The 8,332-nt window shown below is 71.6% G+C and carries 7 protein-coding genes and 1 pseudogene; 3 read left to right on the forward strand and 5 right to left on the reverse strand.

Annotated features, from left to right (window positions below; translation table 11 throughout):
- From IE249_RS38580 to pgl, 3 genes are all read left to right on the forward strand, one after another.
- Window positions 1–862 (forward strand): glucose-6-phosphate dehydrogenase (locus tag IE249_RS38580; RefSeq protein WP_229859327.1); only part of this gene is annotated, 862 nt, incomplete at its 5' end.
- Window positions 859–1,920, forward strand: a complete 1,062-nt coding sequence (gene opcA, locus IE249_RS26670; protein WP_189708685.1) for a glucose-6-phosphate dehydrogenase assembly protein OpcA — start codon at window positions 859–861, stop codon at window positions 1,918–1,920. The genes IE249_RS38580 and opcA, both read left to right, overlap by 4 nt.
- Entirely contained in the window at window positions 1,917–2,699 is a 783-nt protein-coding gene (gene pgl, locus IE249_RS26675; RefSeq protein ID WP_189708687.1) for a 6-phosphogluconolactonase, read from the forward strand. Before opcA ends, pgl begins: the two co-directional genes overlap by 4 nt.
- A gap of 58 nt (window positions 2,700–2,757) precedes the next feature.
- Here pgl and IE249_RS26680 read toward each other — a convergent pair whose 3' ends face one another.
- The 5 genes and pseudogenes from IE249_RS26680 to IE249_RS38585 all read right to left on the reverse strand — a co-directional run.
- Window positions 2,758–3,597, reverse strand: a complete 840-nt coding sequence (locus tag IE249_RS26680; protein ID WP_189708689.1) for a carbohydrate ABC transporter permease — start codon at window positions 3,595–3,597, stop codon at window positions 2,758–2,760.
- Window positions 3,594–4,961: a carbohydrate ABC transporter permease gene (locus IE249_RS26685; RefSeq protein ID WP_189708691.1), complete on the reverse strand. Its 1,368-nt coding sequence runs from the start codon at window positions 4,959–4,961 to the stop codon at window positions 3,594–3,596. The genes IE249_RS26680 and IE249_RS26685 overlap by 4 nt, the downstream gene beginning before the upstream one ends.
- A gap of 5 nt (window positions 4,962–4,966) precedes the next feature.
- Window positions 4,967–6,298 carry an ABC transporter substrate-binding protein gene (locus IE249_RS26690; RefSeq protein WP_189708693.1) on the reverse strand — a complete coding sequence of 444 codons (1,332 nt, stop codon included), beginning with the start codon at window positions 6,296–6,298 and terminating at the stop codon, window positions 4,967–4,969.
- A 47-nt stretch (window positions 6,299–6,345) separates the two neighbouring features.
- A complete protein-coding gene (locus IE249_RS26695; protein WP_189708695.1) occupies window positions 6,346–8,019 on the reverse strand; it encodes a glycoside hydrolase family 13 protein in 1,674 nt (557 codons plus the stop codon).
- Between the two features lie 173 nt (window positions 8,020–8,192).
- Window positions 8,193–8,332, reverse strand: a pseudogene (locus tag IE249_RS38585) (ABC transporter substrate-binding protein); the annotation flags it as partial.

An 8,332-nucleotide genomic window follows, 5' to 3' on the forward strand; every position in this document is an offset into this window, starting at 1 on the left:
GATCTGGAACCGCTCGTACGTCGACCACGTGCAGATCACCATGGCCGAGGACATCGGCATCGGCGGCCGGGCCGGCTACTACGACGGCATCGGCGCCGCCCGGGACGTCATCCAGAACCATCTGCTGCAGCTGATGGCGCTCACCGCGATGGAGGAGCCCGCCTCCTTCGGCGCGGACGCGCTGGCCGCCGAGAAGGAGAAGGTGCTCGGCGCCGTCCGGCTGCCCAAGGACCTGGGTGAGTCCACCGTGCGCGGGCAGTACGCGGGCGGCTGGCAGGGCGGCGAGAAGGTGATCGGCTACCTCGAGGAAGAGGGCATCGACAAGAAGTCGAAGACCGACACCTACGCGGCTGTGAAGCTGGAGATCGACAACCGCCGCTGGGCGGGGGTGCCGTTCTACCTGCGCACCGGAAAGCGGCTGGGCCGCAGGGTGACCGAGGTCGCGGTCGTCTTCCAGCGGGCCCCGCACTCGCCCTTCGACACGACGGCCACCGAGGAGCTGGGCCAGAACGCGATCGTGATCCGCGTCCAGCCCGACGAGGGCGTCACCGTCCGCTTCGGCTCCAAGGTGCCGGGCACCTCGATGGAGATCCGGGACGTGTCGATGGACTTCGCCTACGGCGAGTCCTTCACCGAGTCCAGCCCGGAGGCGTACGAGCGGCTGATCCTGGACGTGCTGCTCGGCGACTCCAACCTCTTCCCGCGCACCGAGGAGGTCGAGCTGTCCTGGAAGATCCTCGACCCGATCGAGGAGTACTGGGACAAGCACGGCAGGCCCGCCCAGTACCCGTCCGGGACGTGGGGGCCCGTCGAGGCGGACGAGATGCTGGCACGAGACGGACGGAGCTGGCGCCGGCCATGAAGATAGACCTGACGGACACCACGTCCGGCAAGATCAACAAGGCGCTGGTGCAGGGCCGCCGAGCCATCGGCACTCCGGCCGTCGGCATGGTGCTCACCCTCGTCGTCGTCACCGACGAGGAGAACGCCTACGACGCCCTGAAGGCCGCGAACGACGCCTCGCACGAGCACCCCTCGCGCACCCTGGTGGTCATCCGGCGCGTCTCGCGCACCCCCCGGGACCGCACGGGCTCGCGCCTGGACGCCGAGGTGCGGGTGGGCGCGGACGCGGGCACCGGCGAGACGGTGGTGCTGCGGCTGTACGGCGAGGTCGTCGACCACGCCCAGTCGGTGGTGCTCCCGCTGCTGCTGCCCGACGCCCCGGTCGTCGTGTGGTGGCCGGTGGAGGCCCCGCTGGACCCGGCGAACGACCCGCTGGGCGCCCTGGCACAGCGCCGCGTCACCGACACCTACGCCTCCGAGGAGCCGGTGCGGGACCTGGCGGCGCGGGCCGACGCCTACTCCCCGGGCGACACGGACCTGTCGTGGACGCGGATCACGCCGTGGCGTTCGATGCTGGCGGCCGCCCTCGACCAGGTCGCCTGCGAGGTGGAGGCCGTCGAGGTGGAGGGCGAGGAGTTCAACCCGAGCTGCGAGCTGCTGGCGATGTGGCTCGCGGACCGGCTGGACGTTCCGGTGCGGCGCTCGTCGTCCGGCGGGCCGGGTCTGACCGCGGTCCGCATGGACACCACCTGCGGGGCGATCACCCTGGACCGCGCCGACGGCAGGCTGGCGACGCTGTCCATCGAGGGTCAGCCGGAGCGGGCGGTGGCGCTCAAGCGGCGCGAGACGGCCGAGCTGATCGCGGAGGAGCTGCGGCGCCTGGACCCGGACGACACCTACGCCTCGGCGCTGCGCTTCGGCGTGGAGCGGCTGGCCGGCCCGTCGGCCTCCGCCTCCGCCGGGCAGGAGCCGGTGGCGGTGGCGGTGCCGGAGGAGGAGACCGCGAAGGGGCCGGCGGGCCGGTCGGCGTCCAGGACCGCGCGGAAGGTCCCGGCGCGGAAGGCGGCGGCCAAGTGAGCACTCCGCAACTGGTCGTCCACCGTGACAAGGAGCTGATGGCGCAGGCCGCCGCGGCCCGTCTCATCACCCGGATCGTGGACGCGCAGGCCTCCACGGGCACGGCGAACGTGGTCCTCACCGGGGGCCGCAACGGCAACGGCGTGCTCGCCGCGCTGGCCGCCGCGCCGGCCCGGGACGCGATCGACTGGGGCCGCCTGGACCTGTGGTGGGGTGACGAGCGGTTCCTGCCCGAGGGCGACCCCGAGCGCAACGTGACCCAGGCCCGCGAGGCCCTGCTGGACTCGGTGCCGCTGGACCCGAAGCGGGTGCACGCCATGCCCGCCTCGGACGGCCCGTGGGGCGCGGACGCCGAGTCCGCCGCGGAGGCCTACGCCGAGGAGCTGGCCCGCGCGGCCGGTCCCGCCAACCACGGCGGGGTGCCCACCTTCGACGTGCTGATGCTGGGCGTGGGCCCGGACACCCACGTGGCCTCCCTCTTCCCGGAGCACCCCGGGGTGCGGGAGACGGAGCGCACGGTGATCGGCGTGCACGGCTCCCCCAAGCCCCCGCCCACCCGGATCTCCCTCACCCTGCCCGCGATCCGCTCGGCCCGCGAGGTCTGGCTGCTGGCGGCCGGCGAGGACAAGGCCAACGCGGTGGCCATCGCGCTTTCGGGCGCCGGGGAGATCCAGGCCCCGGCGGCGGGCGCGCAGGGCCGGGCCCGCACCCTGTGGCTGCTGGACACCGCGGCGGCGGCCCAGTTGCCGCGGTCGCTGTATCCGCCGGCGTCTGCGTGAGATGCGGCGGTGGGGCGGCGGGGGGTCAGGAACCCCCGCCGCCCCACCGCCGTTTCCCTCACTTCACCGACCCCGCCATCACCCCCTGCACGAAGTGCCGCTGGAAGGCGAAGAAGACGGCCACCGGCACCACCAGTGACAGGAAGGCGCCTGGCGCGAGCACGTCGATGTTGCTCCCGAACTGCCGGATCTGCGACTGGAGTTGCACGGTGAGCGGCTGCGAGGAGCTGTCCGCGAACAGCAGCGCCACCAGCATGTCGTTCCACACCCACAGGAACTGGAAGATGGCGAGGCTGGCGATGGCCGGCCGCCCCACGGGCAGCACCAGCCGGGTGAAGATCCGCCATTCGCTGCCCCCGTCCATCCGCGCCGCCTCCAGCATCTCCTTGGGCATCTCGGCGAAGTAGTTGCGCAGCAGGAACACCGCGAACGGCAGCCCGTACGCCACGTGGAAGAGGACGACGCCCGGGATCGTGCCGAACAGGCCCAGCGCGCCGAAGAGTTTGGCCACCGGCAGCAGGCCGATCTGCACGGGCACCACCAGCAGCGCCACCACCAGCAGGAACAGCGGCTCGCGCAGCGGGAAGTCCAGCCAGGCGAAGGCGTATCCGGCGAGCGCCGCGATGACGACGACCAGCACGGTCGCCGGCACCGAGATCAGCACCGTGTTCCAGAAGGCCTGGGTCATCCCGGCGTTCTTCAGCAGCGCGGAGTAGTTGTCGAAGGACAGCTGGCCGGGGCTGGTCAGCGCCGTCCACCAGCCGCCCTTCGCGGTGTCCTGGGCCGAGCGCAGCGAGGAGACGAACAGTCCCGCGAGCGGCGTGAGCCAGACCAGGCCGATCACCACGAGGAAGGCCTGCACGAGCCCGTTGCCCAGGCCCCTCCTGACCGCGTTCATCGCTGACTCCTTCTGAAGCGGCGGACGTTGAACACCATCGCGGGGATCACCAGCAGCAGGAGCAGCACGCCGAGGGCGCTGCCGAGGCCCTGGTTGTTGCCGCCGCCGAAGGACACCAGCCACATCTGGGTCGCCAGCACGGTGGCGTCCTCCTGCACAGGGCCGGGCGCGATGATGTAGACGAGGTCGAAGACCTTCATCACGTTGATGACGAGGGTGACGAAGACGACCGTGAGGACCGGGGCGAGCAGCGGCACGGTGATGCGCCGGAAGATCTGCCACTCGTTGGCGCCGTCCATCCGCGCCGCCTCCAGTGCGTCCCGGGGCAGCGTGGAAAGACCGGCGCCGATCAGCACCATCGCGAACCCGGTCCAGATCCACAGGTACGCGCCGATGATCGCCGGGGTGACGAGGGTCGGCCCGAGCCAGGAGATGCCCTGGTAGGGCGGTGCGAAGTTGGACTCCGGCAGTTTCAGGGTGTAGGAGCCGGCGCTCAGCCCGGCGAGGCGGAAGGAGCCGTCGGCGGCCGTCGTCGCGCTCGCGACCGTACGCCCGCCGCTCAGCGCCTCGACCTTCATGCCGGGCAGTCCGCTCTCACCGCGGTCGACCTTGTCGCGGGTGCCGCCACCGCCGGGCGTGAAGTCCAGGTAGACGACCCCGCGCAGCTCGCCGGGTGCGGCCTTCCGCCCTGCCGCCGGGTGGGCGGGCGCGGCGTTCTTCGGCAGGTCCTTGGGCAGCACGCCGACCATCGGCAGCGCCACCGTGTCACCCGGCGAGGCGGCGCTCGCCGTCACGTAGGAGCCGTCGTGGTCCTGGGTCAGCCGCTCGGCGCGGCCGCGCGCGGTCGGATAGGACGAGGTGCCCTCGAAGGCGTCGTGCACGGACACCGCGGCGGCGTTCAGCACGCCCTTGTTCGGGTCCTCGTCGTAGGCGAGGCGGAAGATGATCCCGGCGGCCAGGAAGGACACGGCCATCGGCATGAACAGCAGCAGCTTGAAGGCGGTCGCCCAGCGGACCTTCTCCACCAGGACGGCGAGGATCAGCCCGAGCCCGGTGAGCAGCGCGGGCGCCACGACCACCCAGATGGTGGTGTTCCGGATGGCCTTGAGCGTGGCCGGGTCGCGGAACATCTCGGTGTAGTTGTCCCCGCCGACGAAGCGGGTGCCGGAGGCGTCGAAGAAGCTCCGGCCGACCGAGAACAGCACCGGGTAGACGACGAGCGCGCCGAGCAGCAGCAGCGCCGGGAAGACGAACAGCAGGGCCACGACCCGGCCCCGCCGCCGCAGGCGCCGCGCCCGGTCGGCGAGCGATGCGGTCGGCGGGGGGCTCGCACCCTTCTCCTTGGTGAGGGTGGTGGCGGTCATGTGGGTCAGCCCTGGTTCTGGTAGGCCTTGGCCGCCGCGGCCTCCAGCTTCGCCGCGGTGTCCTTGGGGTTGGACGGGTCACGCAGGAAGTCCTGGAGCAGCTTCCACTCGCCGGTGCCCTTGGTGCCGCCGAAGGCCGCCGGGGCCTGGTCGGACATGTCGAAGCGGACCGAGTCGCCCGCGTCCACGAGGGACTTGGCGGTGGCGCGGGTGACGTCGTCGCCGTAGGAGGCGAGGTCGAGCTTCTTGTTCGGGGAGAGGAAGCCGCCCGCCTTGGCCCACACGGCCGAGGCCTCGGGGGTGGCGAGGTACTCGAGCAGCTTCATGCCGGCCTTGGCGTTCTTGCCCTTCTTCAGCACGACCGCGGCGTCGCCGCCGCTGACGACCGGCGCCTTGCCGCCGTCGACGGCGGGGAAGGGGAAGAAGTCGGCGTCCTTGCCGATGGTCTTGCCGAACTGGTCGTGGGCGACACCGGCGACGAAGTCGCCCTCGTAAACCATGCCGGCCTCGGGCTTGGGGCCGAAGACCTTCTCCACCGAGCCCGGGAAGTCGGTGTTCAGGGCCTCCTTCTGGCCGCCCGCGATCAGCTGCTTGTCCTTGAACAGCTTGCCGAGCGTGCCGAGCGCCTTGACCACGCTGGCGTCGGTCCACTTCAGCTTGTGCGCGGCGAGGGCGTCGTACTTCTCGGGTCCGGCCTGGGAGAGGTAGACGTTCTCGAACCAGTCGGTGAGCGTCCAGCCGTCCTGTCCGCCGACCGCGAAGGCGGCGAGCCCGGAGTCGGAGAGGGTGTGACCGGCCTTGAGCATCTCGTCGTACGTCTTCGGCGGCTTGACCCCGGCCTGGTTCAGCGCGTCGGGGCTGTACCAGACGGTCGACTTGTGGGCGGCCTTGAAGTACAGCCCGTACAGGGTGCCGTCGACGCTGCCGTACTTCTTCCACACGGGGGCGTAGCCGGCGTCCACCGACTTCTCGGTGGTGGCGGACAGCGGTTCGAGCCAGCCCTTTCTGGCGAACTGCTGGAGCACGCCGACCTGCGGGACCATCACGACGTCGGGGGCGTTGCCGCCCTCGATCTTGCTGCCGACGACGGTGGAGACGTTGTCGCCGGTGGAGACGAACTGCGTCTTGGCGCCCGTCTTCTCGGTGAACGCGTCCAGCACCTTCTGGAAGTTCTTCTGCTCGGTGCCGGACCAGACGCCGGCCACGGTGACGGTCTGGCCGCTGAGCGGCTTGTCGCCGCCGCCCGCGGAGACGGGGTCGCCGCCGCAGGCGGTCGCGCCGAGCGCGAGGACGAGGGCGGTGCAGCCGGTGAGGAGGGTGGTGCGTCGACGCATCATCGTTGATGTCCCTTCGGGGAGTGGGAAGTTGACGGAGCTTCGGGAGGTCAGCAGGTGGGCAGGTCGTCGTCGGCCGTCCACCAGGCGGCGGTGGAACCGGCGAGCACTCCGGGCGGACAGGGCCCGCTGGCCAGCAGCGGGGTGCCGGCGACCGGCGCGGGGGTGGGGGCCGTACCGAAGTTGACGGCGCAGACCAGTCCGTCGCCGCGGACGAAGCCGAGGACGCCGGGCGGGGTGTCCAGCCAGCGCAGCGTGCCCTCGCCCAGCTGGGGCAGGGCGGCGCGCAGTTGGAGGCCGTCGCGGTAGAGGTGCCAGAAGGAGCGGGTGTCGGCGAGGGCGCGGTCGGTGGCGTACTCGGCGAAGTACTCCGGCTGCGGCAGCCAGGGCTTGGCGCCCTCGGCCCCGGAGGTGAAGCCGAACGGGGACGCCTGCCCGGACCAGGGCAGCGGCACCCGGCAGCCGTCGCGGATGCGGGCGCGGCTTCCGGTGCGGCGGAAGATCGGGTCGGTGAGCACGTCGTCGGGCAGGTCGACGACCTCGGGCAGGCCGAGCTCCTCGCCCTGGTAGATGTACGCGGCTCCGGGCAGCGCCAGCATCAGCAGCGCGGCGGCGCGGGCGCGGGCGGCGCCGAGGCCACTGGCGCCGGTCGCGGGTTCGCCGTAGCGGGTGACGGTGCGGACCTGGTCGTGGTTGTTGAGGACCCAGGTGACCGTGGAGCCGGTACCGGCGATGTCCTGCATGGCCTCGGAGACGACCTTGCGGAAGGCGTCGGCGTCCCAGGGGGCGCTGAGCAGGTCGAAGAAGAAGGCCTGGTGCAGCTCGTCGGGGCGGACGTAGCGGGCGTGCTCGCGGGCGCTGGGCACGGACACCTCGCCCACCAGCAGCCGTTCCCGGCCGTCGCGCGCGGTGTACTCCTCGCAGACGGACCGCCAGCGCCGCCACACGTCGTGCACCTCGGGCTGGTTCCAGGCGAGCGGGTTGACCGAGTCGCGGGTGCGGGCGTCGGCCTCGGGGTCGTCGGAGTCGGGCAGCCGGGGGTGCTTGTAGAGGCCGGCGGCGACGTCTATGCGGAAGCCGTCGACGCCCCGGTCCAGCCAGAAGCGCAGCACGCGCTCGAACTCCGCGGGGACGCGGTCGTCGCGCCAGTTCCAGTCGGGCTGCTCGGGCGTGAACATGTGCAGGTACCACTGGCCGGGGCGGCCGTCCGGCTCGGTGACCCGGGTCCAGGCCGGGCCGCCGAACATGGCGTGCCAGTTGTTGGGCGGCTCGGCGCCGTCCGGGCCGCGTCCGTCGGCGAAGTGGAAGCGGGCGCGGGCGGGGCTGCCGGGTCCGGCGGCGAGCGCCTCGCGGAACCAGGGGTGCTCGCTGGAGCAGTGGTTGGGGACGATGTCGAGCAGCACCTTCACGCCGAGGCGGCGGGCGGCCGCCATCAGCCGGTCGAACTCGCCGAGGTCGCCGAAGACCGGGTCGACGTCGCAGTAGTCGGCCACGTCGTAGCCGTGGTCGTGCTGGGGCGAGGGGTAGAAGGGGCTCAGCCAGATCCCGTCGACGCCGAGCTTCTTCAGATACGGCAGCCCGGCCCGGACCCCGGCCAGATCGCCGATGCCGTCTCCGGTGCTGTCCAGGAAGCTGCGCACGTAGACCTGGTAGATCACCGCGTCGCGCCACCAACGATGCCTGTTCAACCCATTGCCCTGTCTCTGTAGGCCGTCGTTATGCATGCATGTTAGGTAGCGGCGTTGGAGAGGTGTCAATGAAGTGACCGGAAACTACTGGAGAGTTGACCGGGCAAATAGGCACTTAACCGGACAGTTCAAACCCAGTCGTGATGACTGCGTTACTTAACAAGTAACTACCGTCGAGAGGGGGAGGGAGGCAAAACGGGAGGGAGCGGCTAACGGTGGGAGACCGCGGCCAGCTCGCGCGCCAGCCGCCGCACGGCCTCCTCGGGCGTCTCGCGCCCGGTCAGCGCGTCGTGCACCACCGCCTGCACCACCAGGCTGACCTGGTCGTAGTGGGCACTCTTGGGGCGCG

This window comes from Streptomyces anandii JCM 4720 (genome assembly GCF_014650655.1).
Lineage (GTDB): Bacteria > Actinomycetota > Actinomycetes > Streptomycetales > Streptomycetaceae > Streptomyces > Streptomyces anandii.

What these genes read in the sequence shown, in the direction of transcription:
- opcA (WP_189708685.1), top strand. Translation starts at nt 859, where the DNA reads ATGAAGATAGACCTGACGGACACCACGTCCGGCAAGATCAACAAGGCG.
- IE249_RS26680 (WP_189708689.1), bottom strand. Translation starts at nt 3,597, where the DNA reads ATGAACGCGGTCAGGAGGGGCCTGGGCAACGGGCTCGTGCAGGCCTTC.
- IE249_RS26685 (WP_189708691.1), bottom strand. Translation starts at nt 4,961, where the DNA reads ATGACCGCCACCACCCTCACCAAGGAGAAGGGTGCGAGCCCCCCGCCG.
- IE249_RS26690 (WP_189708693.1), bottom strand. Translation starts at nt 6,298, where the DNA reads ATGATGCGTCGACGCACCACCCTCCTCACCGGCTGCACCGCCCTCGTC.
- IE249_RS26695 (WP_189708695.1), bottom strand. Translation starts at nt 8,019, where the DNA reads ATGCATAACGACGGCCTACAGAGACAGGGCAATGGGTTGAACAGGCAT.